This is a genomic window from Streptomyces coacervatus (genome assembly GCF_029223485.1).
Taxonomy (GTDB): Bacteria; Actinomycetota; Actinomycetes; order Streptomycetales; family Streptomycetaceae; genus Streptomyces; species Streptomyces coacervatus.
Window position 1 is genome coordinate 317,385 of record NZ_JARHTP010000012.1, and the last position, 20,033, is coordinate 337,417.

The 20,033-nt window shown below is 72.1% G+C and carries 1 protein-coding gene; it reads right to left on the reverse strand.

The annotated features are described in order from the left end of the window. Positions 1–7: 7 nt before the first annotated feature. Positions 8–20,011 carry a type I polyketide synthase gene (locus tag P2Q00_RS29070; RefSeq protein ID WP_275776015.1) on the reverse strand — a complete coding sequence of 6,668 codons (20,004 nt, stop codon included), beginning with the start codon at positions 20,009–20,011 and terminating at the stop codon, positions 8–10. Positions 20,012–20,033: the final 22 nt, after the last annotated feature.

The following is a 20,033-nucleotide window of genomic DNA, read 5'->3' on the forward strand; positions in this document are numbered from 1 at the left end:
CATGGCTTCAACTCGCGCCGAAACGCTTGTCGATGAAGTCGAACAGCTCGTCGTCGCTGGCGTCTTCGAGGACCGCCGTGGTCTCACCGCCGCCCTGGGCACGGCGTGCGTCGTTCCACTGCGCCAGAAGCGACTGCAGGCGTACCGCGACCCGGGCGTGTGCCGCGTCGTCCCCCGTCAGTGCCGCCAGGTCGTCGGTCGCCAGCGAGGAGAACGCGTTCTCCAGCCGGTTCAGCTCGTCCAGCACGGACACCTCCGGCTCGGCCACCTCGGGCGCGACCTGCCCGAGCAGGTGCTGAGCGAGTGCCGCCGGGGTCGGGTAGTCGTAGACGAGCGTGGCCTGCAGGCGCAGCCCCGTCGCCGTGTTGAGCCGGTTGCGCAGTTCGACCGCGGTGAGGGAGTCGAAGCCCAGTTCGCGGAAGGCCTGTCCGGCGCCCACCTCATCGTGCGAGGTGTGCCCCAGGACGGCGGCCACCTGCCCGCGTACCAGATCGAGCACTGTCTGTTCCCGCTCGGCCGCCGACAGCCGGGCCAGCCGCTGCGCCAGTCCCTCGGCGGCGCCTCCGGCGCCGGTGCCGGTGTGGCCGTCGCCGGAGCGGCGGCGGACCGTGGTGCGCACCAGGCCTCGGAACATCGGCAGGAGGTCGCCGCTCGCCGCGGCGGCGCGCAGGGTGCCGAAGTCGAGCCTGAGCGGCACCAGGACGGCCTCGCCGGATGCGGTGCTCGCCCGGCAGGCGGCGTCGAACAGGGCGAGTCCCTGGTCCTCCTGCAGCGGCAGTACGCCTCCGAGCGCCGCGCGGGAGCGGTCGGCGGCGGCCAGCCTGCCCGCCATGCCGCGTTCCTCGGCCCACATGCCCCACACCAGGGACAGAGCGGTCAGTCCGCGGGCGCGGCGGTGCGCGGCCAGCGCGTCGAGGAAGACGTTGGCCGCCGCGTAGTTGGCCTGCCCGGCAGCGCCGAGCGTGCCGGCTGCCGCCGAGAACAGTACGAATGCCGACAGATCCAGGTCCTGGGTCAGGTCGTGCAGATTGAGGGCCGCGTCGACCTTCGCCCGCAGCACCCGGGCGACCCGCTCGGGCGTGAGCTTGTCGACGACACCGTCGTCCAGTACGGCCGCGGTGTGCACGACGGCCGTCAGCGGATGCTGCGCCGGCACCGTCGCGAGGAGTTCGGCGAGCGCCGCACGGTCGGCCACGTCGCAGGCCGCCACCGTGACCTCCGTCCCCGACCGGCCGAGTTCCTCCCGGAGTTCGGCCATGCCCTCCGCGGCGGGTCCGCTCCGGCTGACCAGCAGCAGCCGGCGGGCACCGTGCTCCGCCGCCAGGTGCCGTGCGAGCAGCCGCCCCAGCCCACCGGTGGCCCCGGTGATCAGGACGGTCCCCTGGGGATCGAACGCCGGAGCCGGCCGCTCGACGACCCGCGCCGTACGGGCAAGGCGCGGCACGTACGCGGAACCGGACCGCAGGACGAGTTCCGGCTCCCCGGACATCACGGCCCCCGCAAGCGCGCCGTAGGAGGCATCGGTCCGGTCGGTGTCGAGCAGGACGATCCGGTCGGGGTTCTCCGACTGCGCGGACCGCACCAGGCCCCATACCGCCGCGTGCGCCAGGTCCGCGACGTCCTCTCCCGGGCCGGTGGCGACCGCACCGGCGGTGAGGACCGCCAGCCGGGTGCCGGCGAACCGGTCACCGGCCAGCCAGGACTGCAGGGCGCCGAGCACCTGGGTGACGGAAGCACCGACCTGCGCGGCCAGGCGGGACGTGTCGCCGTGGTGGCCGTCATCGTGCTCGCCGTGAGCGTCGCGCGGTCCGGATACGCAGGGCAGCAGGATCACGTCCGGAACCGCACGGCCCGCGCCGACGGCCGCCTCCAGCGTCGACACGTCGTCGAAGACCTCGGCCCGGATGCCCGCCGTCAGGAGCGACGCCGTCACCCCTGCGTCGTCCAGTGCGCCGATGACGACGTAGCCGCCGCTCTCGGATGCGGCGGCGGATGCGACGGGCGTGCGCAGCCACTGGAGGCGGAACAGCGAGTCATGGTGGGCACCGCTGTCTCCGATCGCCGCGGCGGTGGCGGCCACCTGCTCGGCGGTGAGGGGGCGCAGGGCCACGGACTGTGCCGTCACCACCGGGGCACCGGTGGAATCCGTCGCGGTGAGCGCCACGGAACCGTCGCCCAGGGAACCGATCCGCACCCGCAGCGCGGAGGGCGCCGGGGCGTGCAGTACCACCTCCCGCCAGGCGAGGGGCAGATCACCCGCTCCGGCACCGCCGGGAGCACACCGCTGAGCCGCCAGGAGCGCCGCGTCGAGCAGCGCGGGAGGCAGGGCGAACTGCTCGGCGCCGGCCCGCTGTTCGCCTTCCCTCTGGTCGCCCTCCTCGTGTACCGGAGCGAGTCTCACCTCGGCGAAGACCACACCGTCGCGCACCCACACCTGCTCCAGCGTCCGGAAGGACGCGCCGTGCACGACGCCTGCGGCAGCCGACGCCTCGTACAGCGTGTCGACCGGCACCGCCTCGGCACCGGCCGGCGGCCAGACCGCCAGGTCGGCCGTATCAGGGAGGATGTGTCCGGCATCCGGCGCAGCAGTGAGCGTGGCGCTCGCGTTGCGGGTCCACGGGGCGTCCGGCCGAATGTCGTCCCCGGCACCGGAAGTCGCCCGCTCGGGCCGCGAGTACACCGTCAGGGTGCGGCGGTCCGACCGGTCCCCTGTGCCGTCGACAGGTCCGGACTCGCCGACCCGCACCCGCAGTTGGACGCCACCGTGCTCCGGCAACACCAGCGGCATGTGCACGTCCAGCTCGACCGGCACCGGGCAGCCGACCCGCTCGCCGGCGTGGATCGCCAGCTCCACGAACGCCGACGCGGGCAGCACCACCTGCCCCATGACCGTGTGATCGGCCAGCCAGGGATGTGTCTGCAACGACAGCCGCCCCGTGAACAGGCAACCGTCGGAATCGGGCAGCTCCACGGCGGCACCCAGCAACGGATGGTCCGACGAGCCGATCCCGACGGACGTCACGTCGTCGGAGCCGGTGACGACGTCGACCCAGTAGTGCCGACGCTGGAAGGCGTACGTGGGCAGGTCGACGCGGCGGGCACCGGTCCCGGCGTAGTACACCGGCCAGTCCACCGCGATACCCCGGACGTGGGCGTGCGCGAGAGCCGTGGAGAGGGTTTCGGGCTCCGGACGGCCCGCGCGGAGCACCGGTACGAAGGCGTGGTCCTCGCCGGTGACGCAGTCCTGCGCCATCGCCGACAGCACACCGTCCGGGCCGAGCTCGATGAACGTGGTGACGTTGTGCGCTTCGAGGGTGCGGATGCCGTCGTGGAAACGGACCGCCTCGCGGGCGTGACGGACCCAGAAGCCGGGGTCGGTGAGCTCCTCGGCGGTCGCGAGCGCGCCGGTGAGGTTGGAGACCACCGGGATGCGCGGGGCCTCGTACGACAGACCCTCCACGACCTTGCGGAAGTCGGCCAGCATGCCGTCCATGTGCGGGGAGTGGAAGGCGTGACTGACCGTCAGACGCTTCGTCTTGCGGCCCTGCTCCTCGAAGCGGGCCGCGATCTGCAATACGGCGTCCTCGTCACCGGCAATGACCACGGACGTCGGGCCATTGGCGGCCGCGATGCTCACCGCGTCCGTCAGGTACGGGGTGACCTCGTCCTCGGTCGCCTGCACCGCCACCATCGCGCCACCGGACGGCAGTTCCTGCATCAGCCGGCCGCGCGCGGCGACCAGCGTGCAGGCGTCCGCAAGTGAGAGCACACCCGCACAGTGGGCGGCCGCGATCTCACCGATGGAGTGGCCGGAGACGAAGTCCGGCCTGATGCCCCACGATTCGAGCAGCCGGAACAGCGCCACCTCCACCGCGAACAACGCGGGCTGCGTATAGCCCGTCTGGTCCAGGATCCCCGGCTCGTCGCCGAACACCGCCTCACGCAGCGGCAGTTCGAAGTGAGCGAAGATCTCATCCAGTGCCTGGGCGAACACGGGGTAGGCGTCGTACAACTCCCGGCCCATCCCCAGCCGCTGGCTGCCCTGACCGGTGAACAGGAACGCCGTACGGCCCTCACCAGCCGTTCCCCGGACCACCTGCGGGCCCGGCTCCCCCGTTGCCAGTGCGGCCAGCCCGGCCAGCATGACGTCGCGGTCACCACCGACCACCGCCGCCCGTCGCTCCAGCGCGGCCCGCGAAGTCGCGAGCGAGTAGGCGACATCTGCCGGCCTCACATCGCCGTCCGAGACGATCCGCGTCCACAGGCGTTCGGCCTGAGCCCGCAGCGCGCCGTCGGACTTGGCGGAGAGAACCCATGTGGTGCTCAACGGTTCGGCCTGGTACGGAAGAGTCTCCGTCCGGTCCACATCTTCAGCCGGTGGCTGCTCGAGCACGGTGTGGGCGTTGGTGCCGCTCACGCCGAACGAGGAGATGGCGGCCCGCCGGGGACGGCCCGTCTCCGGCCACTCCCGCGCCTCGGTCAGCAGCTCGACCGCGCCCGCCGCCCAATCGACATGCGGGGTCGGCTCATCGACATGCAGAGTCTGCGGCAGCACACCATGCCGCATCGCCATCACCATCTTGATGATGCCCGCGACACCGGCCGCCGCCTGCGTGTGCCCGATGTTCGACTTGATCGAACCCAGCCACAACGGCCGGTCCTCGCCGCGCTCCTGACCGTAGGTGGCCAGCAACGCCTGGGCCTCGATCGGATCACCCAGCGTCGTACCCGTACCGTGCGCCTCCACCGCATCCACGTCCGACGCCGACAGACCCGCCGACGCCAAGGCCTGCCGGATCACCCGCTGCTGCGACGGACCATTCGGCGCCGTCAGACCATTGCTCGCACCATCCTGATTCACCGCCGAGCCGCGGACCACCGCCAGCACCGGATGGCCGTTCTTCCGAGCGTCCGACAGCCGCTCCACGAGCAGCATGCCCACACCCTCACCCCAGCCGGTGCCGTCCGCACCCGCCGCGAACGCCTTCACCCGGCCATCGGCAGCAAGACCACGCTGCCGGCTGAACTCGATGAACGCGCCGGGTGTCGACATCACGGTCACGCCGCCAGCCAGGGCCAGCTCGCACTCACCACTGCGCAGCGCCTGGGCGGCCAGGTGCAGGGCGACCAGCGACGAGGAGCAAGCCGTGTCCACCGTCATCGCGGGGCCTTCGACACCGAAGGTGTAGGCGAGACGCCCGGAGACGACGCTGGCCGAGTTGCCGGTGCTCATGAAGCCGTCCGTGGCTTCGGTCGAGTTGAGGACCAGGGACAGGTAGTCCTGACCGTTGGTCCCGATGAAGACGCCCGCCTGGCTGCCGCGTACGGACGACGGATCGATCCCGGCGCGCTCGAACGCTTCCCAGGACGTCTCCAGCAGCAACCGCTGCTGCGGGTCCATCGCCAGCGCTTCACGCGGGCTGATCCCGAAGAACGCCGGGTCGAACTCGGCTGCGTCGTAAAGGAATCCGCCCTCACTCGCGTAGGAGGTGCCTTCGCGCTCGGAGTCGGAGTCGTACAACGACTCGATGTCCCAGCCGCGGTCGGTGGGGAAGCCGGAGATCGCGTCCCGCCCGGAGGCGAGGAGTTGCCAGAGGTCTTCCGGTGACCGTACGCCGCCGGGGAAGCGGCAGCTCATGCCGACGATCGCGATCGGGTCGTCCGCCGCCTCCGCCGACCGCGGCACCGGGCCGTCGGCCACCGCCTGGGTGCCGAGCAGCTCCGTCCACAGGTGATCGGCCAGCGCCGTCGGAGTCGGGTAGTCGTAGATCAGCGTGGCGGGAAGCCGCAGCTCTCCCGCGGCCCCCAGGCGGTTGCGGAGCTCGACCGCCGTCAGCGAATCGAAGCCGAGCTCCTTGAACGCGCGGTTGGCTCCGACGGTCTCAGGGCCGGCGTGGCCGAGCACGGCCGCGACGGTCTCACGTACCAGCTCCAGCAGCAGGCGCCGCTGCTCTGTCTCGGGGAGACGGGACATGCGCTGTACGAGGGCCGACGTGGGCGCCCTGTCCGTGCCGGAGTCGGCGGCGGATTCGGCGGGTGCCAGGGCCGCGCGTGCTTCGGGGAGTTCCGCCAGCAAGGGGCTTTGGCGCACGGCGGTGAAGCCGGGTGCGAACCGCTGCCAGTCGACGTCCGCGACGGCCACCACCGTGTCGTGCGCGTCCAGTGCGTGCTGCAGCGCGTCGATCGCGGCCGAGGTGGCCATCGGCGGTACGCCGCCGGCCCGCATCCGCTGCGCGAGGTTCTCGTCGGATGCCATACCGCCTTCGGCCCATGGGCCCCAGGCGATCGAGGTGGCGGGCAGTCCGTCGGCCCGCCGCTGCTCGGCAAGCGCGTCGAGGTGAGCATTGGCCGCGGCGTAGTTCGCCTGGCCCGCCGTTCCCCATACGCCACTCACCGAGGAGAAGAGCACGAAGGCCGACAGGTCCATGTCCCGGGTGAGTTCATGAAGATGCACCGCGGAGACGGCCTTCGCCCGCAGCACCGCCTCGAACCGCTCCGGAGTCAGCGAGTCCAGCACCCCGTCGTCCAGCACACCGGCCGTATGCACCACCGCCGACAACGGCAACTCCACCGGCACCGACGCAAGGAGTTCGGCGATTGCCACACGGTCGGCCACATCACACGCCGCCACCGTCACCCGGGCACCCAACGACCCGAGCTCCGCCGCCAACTCCGCCGCCCCCGGCGCCCCCGAACCACGACGACTCGTCAACAGCACATGCTCAGCACCCCGACCCACAAGCCACCGCGCCACCTCCGCACCCAACGCACCCGTACCACCCGTCACCAACACCGTGCCGCGCGGGGCCCAGGCGTCCTCGTGCTCCGGGCCCTGCGGTGCCCGCAGCAGCCGGCGTCCGAAGAGGGCCGAGGAGCGTACCGCGACCTGGTCCTCGTGGCCGCTGCCGGCCAGCACGCCGGCCAGTCGGGACAGTGCCCGCTCGTCCGGCGTCTGCGGCAGATCGACCAGTCCGCCCCAGCGTTCCGGATGCTCCAGGGCGGCCACCCGCCCCAGACCCCAGATCTGTGCCTGCACGGCATCGTGCACCGGCTCGGAGGCGGCCGTGGCGACCGCGCCACGGGTGAGGCACCACAGGGGTGCCGTGACACCGGAGTCGCCCAGTGCCTGGATCAACAAGGCGGACGGAGCGGCGCCCGTGCCGGCGTCCGGCAGCCACAGCACGCCTTCGAGCTCCGGCGCGTCGCCGACGGCGTCCTGGATCAGCGTGGCCAGCGAGTGCCGGTCGGCGCCGTCGAAGGGGACGGTCAGTTGCCTGAGGCGGGCCCCGTGCCGGGTCAGTCCCTCGATGACATCTGCCGCGGCTTGGGCGCGCGGCACCACCGTCAGCCACTCCCCGGGCAGCCGGGGAGCACCGCTCTCACGCAGCGGCTGCCACACCGCCCGGTAGCGCCACCCTGTGTCCGCCGACGGCAGGGCAGTCCGCGGCCAGTAACGCCGGTGCTGGAACGCATAGGTGGGCAGGTCGACACTGCGGGCTCGACCATCCGCGAAGAACGCCTGCCAGTCCACCGCGACACCGCGCACATGAGCCTGTCCGAGCGCCGTCACCAGCGTCTCCGGCTCGGCGCGTCCCCTGCGCAGCACAGGCACGAACATCCGGTCCTCGCCGGTGACGCACTCCTGCCCCATCGCCGACAGCACACCGTCGGGCCCGAGTTCGACGAAAGTCGTCACATTGTGCGCTTCGAGAACGCCGATCCCCTCGTGGAACCGGACCGCCTCGCGGGCGTGGCGGACCCAGAAGCCGGGGTCGGTGAGCTCGTCGGCAGTCGCGAGAGCGCCGGTGAGGTTGGAGACCAGCGGGATGCGCGGGGCCTCGTACGACAGGCCCTCCACGACCTTGCGGAAGTCGGCCAGCATGCCGTCCATGTGCGGGGAGTGGAAGGCGTGACTGACCGTCAGACGCTTCGTCTTGCGGCCCTGCTCCTCGAAGCTTGCCGCGATCTCCAGGACGACGTTCTCGTCGCCCGCGATCACGACGGAGGTGGGGCCGTTGACGGCCGCGATGCTCACGGCGTCGGTCAGGTACGGGATGACCTCGTCCTCGGTGGCCTGCACCGCCACCATCGCGCCACCGGGCGGCAGTTCCTGCATCAGCCGACCACGCGCCGCGACCAGCGTGCACGCGTCGGCCAGGGACAGCACACCGGCACAGTGCGCGGCCGCGATCTCACCGATCGAGTGACCGGACACGAAGTCCGGCCTGATGCCCCACGATTCGAGGAGCCGGAACAGCGCCACCTCGACCGCGAACAACGCGGGCTGCGTGTACGCCGTCTGGTCGATCAGCTCGGCGTCGTCGCCGAACACCGCCTCACGCAGCGGCAGTTCGAAGTGAGCGAAGATCTCATCCAGTGCCCGGGTGAACACGGGGTAGGCGTCGTACAACTCCCGGCCCATGCCCGCACGCTGGCTGCCCTGACCGGTGAACAGGAACGCCGACTTGCCCCGGCTGTCTGTGCTGCCGCGGATGACTCGAGGCGACGGGCTGCCCAGGGCCAGAGCCTGAAGGTCTGCCACCGCAGTGGCGTGCTCCGATGCCACGACCACCGCGCGCTCTGCGAAGGACGAGCGGCCCACGGCCAGTGAGTATCCGATGTCCGCCAGACCCTGTTCGGGGCGCGCCGTCACATGCGACCACAGCCTGTCGGCCTGCGCAGGCAGGGCGTCGGCGTCCATCGCCGACACGAGCAGCGGCACGACCGTGGCGGCGGGGTACGACCCCGTCCCGGGGACCTCGGCCATGTCCCCTTCGGGCGCCTGCTCGATGATGGTGTGGGCGTTGGTGCCGCTGAAACCGAAGGAGGAGACACCCGCCCGGCGGGGACGGCCGGTCTCCGGCCACGACCGGGCCTCGGTCAGCAGCTCTACCGCACCCGCCGACCACTCCACATGCGGGGTCGGCTCGTCCACGTGCAGGGTCTGCGGCAGCACACCGTGCCGCATCGCCAACACCATCTTGATGATGCCCGCGACACCGGCCGCCGCCTGCGTGTGACCGATGTTCGACTTGATCGAACCCAGCCACAACGGCCGGTCCTCGCCGCGCTCCTGGCCGTAGGTGGCCAGCAGCGCCTGCGCCTCGATCGGGTCACCCAGGCTCGTACCGGTGCCGTGCGCCTCCACCGCATCCACGTCCGACGCCGACAGACCCGCCGACGCCAAGGCCTGCCGGATCACCCGCTGCTGCGACGGACCATTCGGCGCCGTCAGACCATTGCTCGCACCATCCTGATTCACCGCCGAGCCGCGCACGACCGCCAGCACCGGATGGCCGTTCTTCCGAGCGTCGGACAGCCGCTCCACCAGGAGCATGCCCACACCCTCACCCCAGCCGGTGCCGTCCGCACCCGCCGCGAACGCCTTCACCCGGCCATCGGCAGCAAGCCCACGCTGCCGGCTGAAGTCGATGAAGGTGCCCGGTGTCGACATCACGGTCACACCGCCGGCCAGGGCCAGCTCGCACTCGCCACTGCGCAGCGCCTGGATCGCCCAGTGCAGGGCGACCAGCGAGGACGAGCAGGCCGTGTCCACTGTCACGGCCGGGCCTTCGAGACCGAAGACGTAGGCGAGCCGTCCGGAGACCACGCTCGCCGCGTTGCCCGTGCCCAGGTGCCCCTCAAGCCCCTCGGGGTCCTCCAGGAGGAGCGAGAGGTAGTCCTGGCCGTTGGTGCCCACGAAGACTCCGGCCTGGCTGCCGCGCACGGTCGCCGGGTCGATTCCGGCCCGTTCGAAGGCTTCCCAGGTGGTCTCCAGCAGCAGCCGCTGCTGCGGGTCCATGGCGAGCGCCTCACGCGGGCTGATCCCGAAGAACCCCGGGTCGAAGTCGCCCGCGTCGTAGAGGAATCCGCCCTCACGCGCATACGAGGTGCCGGGTGCGTCGGGGTCCGGGTTGTAGAGGCTTTCGATGTTCCAGCCGCGGTCGAGAGGCAGACCGGAGACGGCGTCCGCGCCGGAGGCGAGCAGCTGCCACAAGTCCTCCGGCGACCGTACGCCGCCGGGGAAGCGGCAGCTCATCGCCACGATCGCGATCGGGTCGTCCGCCGTCTGCCCCGCTCGCGACACCGGGCCGTGGGCCACCGCCCGGGTGCCGACCAGTTCGGTCCACAGGTGATCGGCCAGCGCGGCCGGGGTCGGGTGGTCGAACACCAGCGTCGTCGGGAGCCGCAGGTCGCTCGCGGCGCCCAGTCGGTTGCGGAGTTCGACCGCTGTCAGCGAATCGAAGCCGAGCTCCTTGAACGCCCGCCCGGCGTCGACGTCAGCGGCGTCCGCGTGGCCGAGTACCTGGGCGACATGCGTGAGGACCAGGTCGAGGAGGAGCTGTTTCTGTTCCGCCTCGGCGAGCCCGGCAAGCCGCTGGGCCGCCGAGGACCGGGGGGCCGCACCGGGTGCCGGGGCCGCGGCCTGTTCGGGCCGCGCCTCGGGCAGGTCTGCCAGCAGGGGGCTGGGCCGCACTGCGGTGAACCCGGTGGCGTAACGCTGCCAGTCGATGTCCGCGACGGTCACCACGGTCTCGTCCTGGTCCAGCATCCGCTGCAGCGCGGAGATCGCCGCGTCGCTCGCCATGGGCGGGACTCCGCCGAGCGCCATGCGCTTCGCCAGCGCCTCGTCGGACGCCATGCCGGTCGCCCAGGCGCCCCAGGCGATCGAGGTGGCGGGCAGTCCGTCGGCCCGCCGCTGCTCGGCGAGCGCGTCGAGGTGGGCGTTGGCCGCGGCGTAGTTCGCCTGGCCGGGAGCGCCGAGCGTGCCGCTCATGGAGGAGAAGAGCACGAAGGCCGACAGGTCCATGTCCCGGGTGAGTTCATGAAGATGCACCGCGGAGACAGCCTTCGCCCGCAGCACCGCCTCGAACCGCTCCGGAGTCAGCGAGTCCAGCACCCCGTCGTCCAGCACACCGGCCGTATGCACCACCGCCGACAACGGCAACTCCACCGGCACCGACGCAAGGAGTTCGGCGAGCGCCACACGGTCGGCCACATCACACGCCGCCACCGTCACCCGCGCACCCAACGACCCGAGCTCCGCCGCCAACTCCGCCGCCCCCGGCGCCCCGGAACCACGACGACTCGTCAACAGCACATGCTCAGCACCCCGACCCACAAGCCACCGCGCCACCTCCGCACCCAACGCACCCGTACCACCCGTCACCAACACCGTGCCCTCGGGCTTCCACGCCCGTGCCGGCGGGGCACCGGCCGCGGAGGCGCGGACCAGCCTGCGGGCGAGCAGGCCGGAGGGGCGGATGGCGATCTGGTCCTCGTCGGCCGCGCCGGAGCCGGCCGCACGGGACAGGGTGCCGGTCGCACGGGACAAGGTGCCGGCCAGTCGGGACAGGGTTTGGTCGTCCACCGTCTCGGGCAGGTCGATCAACCCGCCCCAGCGTTCCGGATGTTCCAGGGCGGCCACCCGGCCAAGACCCCAGACCGCCGCCTGCGCCGGGTCCCTGGGCCGGTCTCCGACGGCGGTCGACATCGCGCCACGGGTGACACACCACAGCGGGGCCGTGGCCTGGGCGTCGCCCAGCGCCTGCACCAGTACGGCGGTCGACGTCACCGCCTGGGGGCCGTCCAGCAGTGAGAGGACGCCCGTGACCGCGGACGCCGCAGTGGCGAGCCGTTCGGCCAGTGCAGCACGGTCGTCCGCGTCGGTCTGCGTCAGCACGAACTCATGGACGTCTGCACCGCGTTCGGCCAGTCCGCCGTAGATGTCCGCGGCGGCTCCCGTCTCCGGCACGACCACCAGCCATCGGCCGGACAGCCGTGTCCCGGAGGCATCGGCCAGCGGCTTCCACACGGTGCGGTAGCACCAGCCGTCCACCGTCGACCGCTCATCGCGCCGACGACGCCAGGAGGACAGGACGGGCAGCATGCTGTCGAGCCAGGTGTCCTGCTCGACCTCGAGTTCGGCGGCGACGCCGGCCGGGTCCTGGCGCTCCACGGCCTGCCAGAACCGCGCTTCCCCGGCGGCTTCGCCCACCGCGGCGGGCCGGGCAGCGGTGCCCATGTGCTCGGGCCAGAAGCGGTGACGCTGGAACGCGTAGGTGGGCAGGTCGACGCTGCGTGCACCGGTGCCGGCGAAGAACGCCCGCCAGTCCACTGCGACACCCCGGATGTGGATCTGCGCCAGCGCCCTGACCAGCGCCTCCGCTTCGGCGCGCCCCTTGCGCAGCACGGCTTCGAACGCTTGGTCGTCTTCGGTGACGCACTCCTGGCCCATCGCCGACAGCACACCATCGGGCCCGAGTTCGACATACGTCGTCACGCCTTCGGCCTCGAGCGCCCGAATGCCGTCGTGGAAACGGACGGCCTCGCGGGCATGGCGGACCCAGAAGCCGGGGTCGGTGAGCTCCTCGGTGGTCGCGAGCGCGCCGGTGAGGTTGGAGACGACCGGGATGCGCGGGGCCTCGTACGACAGGCCCTCGGCAACCTCGCGGAACGCCTCCAGCATCCCGTCCATGTGCGGGGAGTGGAACGCGTGACTGACCGTCAGACGCTTCGTCTTACGGCCCTGCCCCTCGAAGCGGGCCGCGATCTCCAGTACGGCGTCCTCGTCACCGGCGATGACGACGGAGGCCGGACCGTTGACGGCCGCGACGCTCACCGCGTCCGTCAGGTACGAGGTGACCTCGTCCTCGGTCGCCTGCACCGCCACCATCGCCCCACCGGACGGCAACTCCTGCATCAGCCGACCACGCGCGGCGACCAACGTGCACGCGTCGGCCAGCGAGAACACCCCCGCACAGTGCGCGGCCGCGATCTCACCGATGGAGTGGCCGGAGACGAAGTCCGGCCTGATGCCCCACGATTCGAGCAGCCGGAACAGCGCCACCTCCACCGCGAACAACCCAGGCTGGGTGTACGCCGTCTGGTCCAGGATCCCCGGCTCGTCGCCGAACACCGCCTCCCGCAGCGGCAGTTCGAACCTGGCGAAGACCTCATCCAGCGCCTGAGCGAACACGGGATAGGCGTCATACAGCTCCCGGCCCATCCCGAGGCGCTGACTGCCCTGCCCGGTGAACAAGAACGCCGACTTGCCGCCGGCAGGGGTGCCCTGCACGAGTCCGGTCGTGCTGCTCGCTTCGGACAGCGCGGTCAGCCCGGCCACCAGACCGTCGCGGTCCTCCGCGAGGACGACCGCGCGCGCGTCGAAGGCCGAGCGTCCGGTGGCCAGCGAAGCGGCGATGTCGAGCGGCTGCGGCCCGGTGTGCGTGTCGAGGTGGGACAGCAGGCGGTCGGCCTGGGCGCGGAGGACGTCATGGGAGCGGCCCGACAGCAGGTAGGGCAGCACGGGCGGTGCCGCAGGGCCGGTCGGCCGCTCCGGCTCGTCCGTGGGCGCCTGTTCGAGGACGACATGTGCGTTGGTGCCGCTGTATCCGAACGAGGAGACACCCGCACGGCGCGGCCGACCCGTCCGGGGCCATTCCCTGGGCTCGGTGAGCAGTTCCATCGCCCCCGACGACCAGTCCACGTGCGGGGTCGGCTCGTCCACGTGCAAGGTCTGCGGGAGCAGGTCGTGCCGCATCGCCAGGATCATCTTGATCACACCGGCGGCGCCCGCGACGGCCTGGGTGTGGCCGATGTTCGACTTCACCGAGCCCAGCCACAGCGGGCGGTCGACGGGGCGGTCCTGACCGTAGGTGGCGAGCAGCGCCTGGGCCTCGATCGGGTCGCCGAGCGTCGTACCGGTGCCGTGCGCCTCCACCGCGTCGACGTCGGCGGCGGACAGCCCGGCACTCGCCAGGGCCTGCCGGATGACGCGCTGCTGGGAGGGGCCGTTGGGCGCGGTCAGGCCGTTGCTCGCACCGTCCTGGTTGACGGCGCTGCCACGCAGTACGGCCAGCACGGGGTGGCCGTTGCGGCGGGCGTCCGACAGGCGTTCCACCAGCAGCATGGCGACGCCCTCGGACCAGCTCGTGCCGTCGGCGGCGGCCGCGAACGCCTTGATCCGGCCGTCGGCGGCCAGGCCGCGCTGCCGGCTGAACTCGGTGAAGGCACCCGGCGTCGACATGAGCGTCACGGCTCCGGCGAGGGCCAGTGAGCACTCACCGTTGCGCAGTGCCTGCGCGGCCAGATGCAGTGTGACCAGCGAGGAGGAGCAGGCGGTGTCGACGGTGATCGCGGGGCCCTCGAGGCCGAACGTATAGGAGAGGCGGCCGGAGGCGACGCTGGCCGCGTTGCCGGTGCCCAGGTGCCCTTCGAGGCCGTCGGCGTCCTGCAGCCACAGGGTCAGGTAGTCCTGTTCGTTGGAGCCGACGAAGACACCGGTCCTGCTGCCGCGCAGCGTGGCCGGGTCGATCCCGGCCCGCTCGAACGCCTCCCAGGAGGTTTCGAGCAGCAGCCGCTGCTGCGGGTCCATCGCCAGCGCCTCGCGCGGCGAGACCCCGAAGAAGTCCGCGTCGAAGTACGCGGCGTCGTGCAGGAAGCCGCCCTCGCGCGTGTAGCTGGTGCCCTCACGGTCGGGGTCGTCGCTGTACAGGGCGTCGAGGTCCCAGCCCCGGTCGGTCGGGAAGCCTGTGATGCCGTCGCGGCCGGACACCAGCAGCTGCCAGAGGTCCTCGGGGTTGCGGACCCCGCCGGGGAAACGGCAGCTCATCGCCACGATCGCGATGGGGTCGTCGGCCGCGGCACCGGCCACCGGCACCACGGCGGTCTCGGCCTGCCGGCCGAGGAGCTCACCGTGCAGGTGCTTCGCGAGCGCGGCCGAGGTCGGATAGTCGAAGACGAGCGTGGGGGGCAGCCGCAGACCGGTCGCATCGCCGAGGAGGTTGCGCAGTTCGACGGCGGTGAGCGAGTCGAACCCGAGCTCCTTGAACGCGCGGGCGGGTTCCACCGCCGCGGGGCCGGTGTGCCCGAGCGCGTTCGCGACCTGGGTCCGTACCAGATCCAGCAGGATCCGGTCCTGCTCGGGTGCCGTCAGGCCGGTCAGCCGGTCGAGCAGGTGCGAGGCGCCGCCCGCCGCGGAGCCGGCGGCGCCGGCCGCCCGGCGCCGCGGAGCACGCACCAGCCCCCGCAGCAACGGTGACATGGCGCCCGCCGCCTGGCCGCGCAGGGCCGGCACATCGACTCGCATCAGGACAAGAGCCGGCTCGTCGGTGTCCTGGGCGAGGTCGAACAGCGTACGGCCCTCGGCGGCCGACAGCGGAGGCAGACCGGCGCGGCGCAGGCGGCGGATGTCCGTCTCGTCCAGTGTGCTCGCCATGCCACCGGACTCGCCCCACAGGCCCCAGGCCAGCGAACTGGCCGGCAGCCCCTGGGCCCGCCGGTGCGCGGCCAACGCGTCGAGAAACGCGTTGGCCGCGGCGTAGTTGGCCTGTCCGGGGCCGCCGAAGACACCGGAGGACGACGAGAACAGCACGAACGACGACAGGTCCAACTCCTGTGTCAGCTCGTGCAGATGCACGGCGCCGTCGACCTTGGGCCCGAAGACACGGTCGACACGGTCCGGCGACTGGGAAGCGAACACACCGTCGTCCAGCACGCCGGCTGTGTGCACGACAGCGGTCAGCGGATGGTCGGCCGGGACGGATGCGACGACCTCGGCGAGCGCCTCGCGGTCGGCCATGTCACAGGCCGCCCAGGTGACATGCGCACCGAGCGCGCCCAGTTCGGCTGTGAGTTCGTCCGCACCGGGTGCCTCGGCGCCGCGTCGGCTGACCAGCAGCAGGCGCCGGACCCCGTGCTCCGTCGCCAGATGCCGGGCGAACAACCCGCCCAGCATCCCCGAAGCACCCGTCAGCAGCACGGTCCCCTCGGGGTCGTACGCCGTCGGACGCTCCGCGGCGGCCCCTGCCGCGACCCGGGCCAACCGCGGCACCAGAAGTTCCCCGCCACGTACCGCCAGCTGCGGTTCGTCCGCGGCCGACGCGGTGGGCAGGACACGCCAGGACGCCTCCTCCCCGTCGCAGTCGACGAGGACGAAACGGTCCGGATTCTCCGAGACTGCGGAGCGCAGCAACCCCCATACGGCAGCCAGGGCCGGTTCGACGTCCGCGTCCCGCTCGGCCGCCGCGACCGCACCACGCGTCACCACGACCAGCCGCGCCCCCGCGAACCGGGGGTCGGCCAGCCACGCCTGCGCCAACTCCAGCGCCTCGACCACCGCGGCACGCACCGCGGCCCCGGAGAGGGCACCCGTCGCACCGATGTGAACGAACACCTCGTCCGGCACCGGAGCACCCGAGTCCACGGCGGCCGACAGCGCCGCCAGGTCCGCGTGCAGTCCGCTCGTCGCGTCCGGGAAGCCCGCCGGGAACGAGGTCCCGCTGCCGAGCACGGCTCGGCGGACACCGGCCACGGCGGCGGGTTCGGTCGCCGCGGCGGGTTCGGTCGCCGCGGCGGCCGGGAGGTTCACCCACTCCACTCGGAAGACCGACTCGTGGTACGCGACCCGTGCGGCCTGTACCTGGTCCTTGGAGACAGCGCGCAGCACGAGCGACTCCACGGTCGCCACGGGTGCCCCCGCGGCGTCCGCGACCGCCAGCCGGACAGCGTCCCCACCCGTCGGCGCGAGGTGCACGCGCAACGCCGAGGCACCGCCGGCATGCAACGACACCCCGCTCCAGGCGAAGGGCAGGCGCCCGCCACCGGCGTCGTCCAGCACGCCCAGCCCCAGCGCGTGCAGTGCGGCATCGAGCAGAGCGGGGTGCAGTCCGAACCGTCCCGCCCCGTCCACGGCCGCCTCGGGGAGGGCGACCTCGGCGAAGACCTCGTCCCCGCGGCGCCATGCCGCCCGCAGCCCCTGGAAGGCCAGCCCGTAGCGCAGGCCTGTCTCGGCCAGCTCCTCGTACAGGCCGGCCACCTCGACCGGTTCGGCGCCCGCCGGTGGCCATGCGGACAGGTCGCCGGAGGACCGCCGGGCGCCGGAGACGGCCAGCAGACCGGTGGCATGCCGGGTCCACGCCTGCTCGGTTCGGGCGTCCTGCGGTCGCGAGGCGACGGTTAGCGGCCGCCGTCCGTCGTCGTCCGGCGCGCCGACCACCAACTGCAGCTGTACGCCACCCCGCTCGGGCAGCACCAGCGGCGCCTCCAGCGTCAACTCCTCCAGCCGGTCACAACCGACCTGGTCACCGGCCCGGATCGCCAGCTCCACAAACGCCGTACCCGGCAGCAGCACCGCACCCATCACCGCGTGATCCGCCAGCCACGGCTGCGTCTCCAACGACAACCGACCCGTGAACAACAACCCGTCGGAGTCGGCCAGCGGCACCGCCGCACCCAGCAACGGATGCCCGGCCGCCTCCAGCCCCGCCGACACCACATCACCCACCCAACCCGCGGGCGCCTCCAGCCAGAAACGCTGCTGCTGGAAGGCGTAGGTGGGCAGGTCGACGCGCCGTGCGCCGGTCTCGGCGTAGTACACCGGCCAGTCCACCGCGATACCCCGGACATGGGCATGCGCGAGGGCGGCGGTCAGGGCCTCGGCCTCGGAACGATTCGCCCGGAGGGTCGGCACGAAGGCCTGGTCACCGTCGCCGGTGACGCAGTCCTGCGCCATCGCCGAGAGCACACCGTCCGGGCCCAGCTCGATGAACGTGGTTACGTTCTGCGCTTCGAGGGTGCGGATGCCGTCGCGGAAGCGGACCGCCTCGCGGGCATGACGCACCCAGAAGCCGGGGCTGGTGATCTCCTCGGCGGTCGCTAGAGCGCCGGTGAGGTTGGAGACCACCGGGATGCGCGGAGCCTCGTACGACAGACCCTCCACGACCTCCCGGAAGGCATCCAGCATCCCGTCCATGTGCGGGGAGTGGAACGCGTGACTGACCGCCAGACGCTTCGACTTGCGGCCCTGCTCCTCGAAACGCGCCGCGATCTCCAGCACGACGTCCTCGTCACCGGCGATGACCACCGAGGTCGGGCCGTTGACCGCGGCGATGCTCACTGCGTCGGTCAGGTACGGGGTGACCTCGTCCTCGGTCGCCTGCACCGCCACCATCGCCCCACCGGACGGCAGCTCCTGCATCAGCCGGCCACGCGCCGCCACCAGCGTGCACGCGTCCTCCAGCGACAGCACACCCGCACAGTGCGCGGCCGCGATCTCACCGATGGAATGACCGGAGACGAAGTCCGGCCGCACGCCCCACGATTCGAGGAGACGGAACAGCGCCACCTCGACGGCGAACAACGCGGGCTGCGTGTACGCCGTCTGATCCAGGACCCCCGGCTCATCGCCGAACACCACGTTCCGCAGCGGCAGTTCGAACCGCGCGAAGACCTCATCCAGCGCCTGAGCGAACACGGGATAGGCGTCGTAGAGTTCCCGGCCCATCCCCAGCCGCTGACTGCCCTGACCGGTGAACAAGAACGCCGACTTGCCGCCGACAGGGGTGCCCTGCACGAGTCCGGTCGTGCTGCCCCCTTCGGACAACGCGGTCAGCCCGGCCACCAGGCCGTCGCGGCCACCCGCGACGACCACCGCACGCCGCTCCAGAGCAGCCCGCGTCGTCGCCAACGAATACGCCACATCGACCGGTTCGCAACCGGAGTCCCCGGCGACACGGTCAAGCAACCGCCGCGCCTGCCCCCGCAGAGCACCCTCGGTCCGACCCGACAGCACCCACGGCACCACCGGCAGTGCCGTCGCAGTCACCGGTGTGTCATCGACCGTGGGTGCCTGCTCGATGATCGTGTGCGCATTGGTGCCGCTCACACCGAAGGCCGAGACCGCGGCCCGGCGCGGCTGACCCGTCTCCGGCCACTCACGCGCCCCGGTCAGCAGCCGCACCGTACCCGCCGACCAGTCGACGTCCGGCGTCGGCTCGTCCACATGCAGCGTCCTCGGCAGCACACCGTGACGTATCGCCATCACCGTTTTGATGACTCCGGCGACACCCGCGGCGTTCTGGGTGTGTCCCATGTTGGACTTCAGCGAGCCCAGCCAGAGCGGTCGGTCCTCGGCACGCTCCTGGCCGTAGGTGGCGATGAGCGCCTGCGCCTCGATCGGATCACCCAGCCGGGTTCCGGTGCCGTGCGCCTCGACCGCGTCGATCTGGTCGGCCGTCAGGCGAGCGTTCTCCAGTGCCTGGCGGATGACGCGCTGCTGTGCGGGTCCGTTGGGCGCGGTCAGGCCGTTGCTGGCGCCGTCCTGGTTGACGGCGCTGCCCCGCACCACGGCGAGGACGGGGTGGCCGTTGCGGCGGGCGTCGGACAGTCGCTCGACGAGCAGCACGCCCACGCCCTCGGACCAGCCGGTGCCGTCCGCCGCCGCGGCGAACGACTTGCAGCGGCCGTCGGCGGACAGCCCACGCTGCCGGCTGAACTCCACGAACACATCGGGGGTGGCCAGTACGGTCACACCGCCGGCGAGCGCCAGGGAGCACTCGTTCTGGCGCAGTGCCTGCACGGCGAGGTGGAGGGCGACGGAGGACGACGAGCAGGCGGTGTCGATGGTGGCCGCCGGTCCCTCCAGGCCGAAGGCGTAGGCGATACGGCCGGAGACCACGCTGGACGCGGTGCCGGTGAGGAGGTGGCCCTCGACGCCCTCCGGAAGGTCGTACTGGCCGGTGCCGTAGGCCTGGGAGGACGCGCCGATGAACACCCCGGTCCTGCTGCCCCGCGCGGCGGAGGGATCGATGCCGGCGCGTTCGAAGACCTCCCAGGAGGTTTCGAGGAGGAGCCGCTGCTGCGGGTCCATGGCCAGTGCCTCGCGCGGCGAGATCCCGAAGAAGTCCGGGTCGAACTGGGCGGCGTCGTGCAGGAAGCCGCCTTCGCGAGCGTAGGTGGTGCCTGCGTGTTCGGGGTCGGGGTCGTACAGCGACTCGACGTCCCAGCCGCGGTCCGTGGGGAAGCCGGTGACGGCGTCCTGGCCGTCGGCCACCAGCCGCCACAGGTCCTCCGGCGACCGGACCCCGCCGGGGAACCGACAGCTCATGCCGACGATCGCGATCGGTTCCCGGGATGCCGCGGTGAGCTGTTGGTTCTGCCGACGCAACCGCTCGGTTTCCTTGAGCGAGGCCCGTAGCGCTTCAACGATCTTTTCGTTGGGGGTTGTCATCTTGTACTCCGCACTTCGGGCG

Coding starts and splice junctions, on each gene's coding strand:
- P2Q00_RS29070 (WP_275776015.1), bottom strand. CDS start 20,011: ATGACAACCCCCAACGAAAAGATCGTTGAAGCGCTACGGGCCTCGCTC.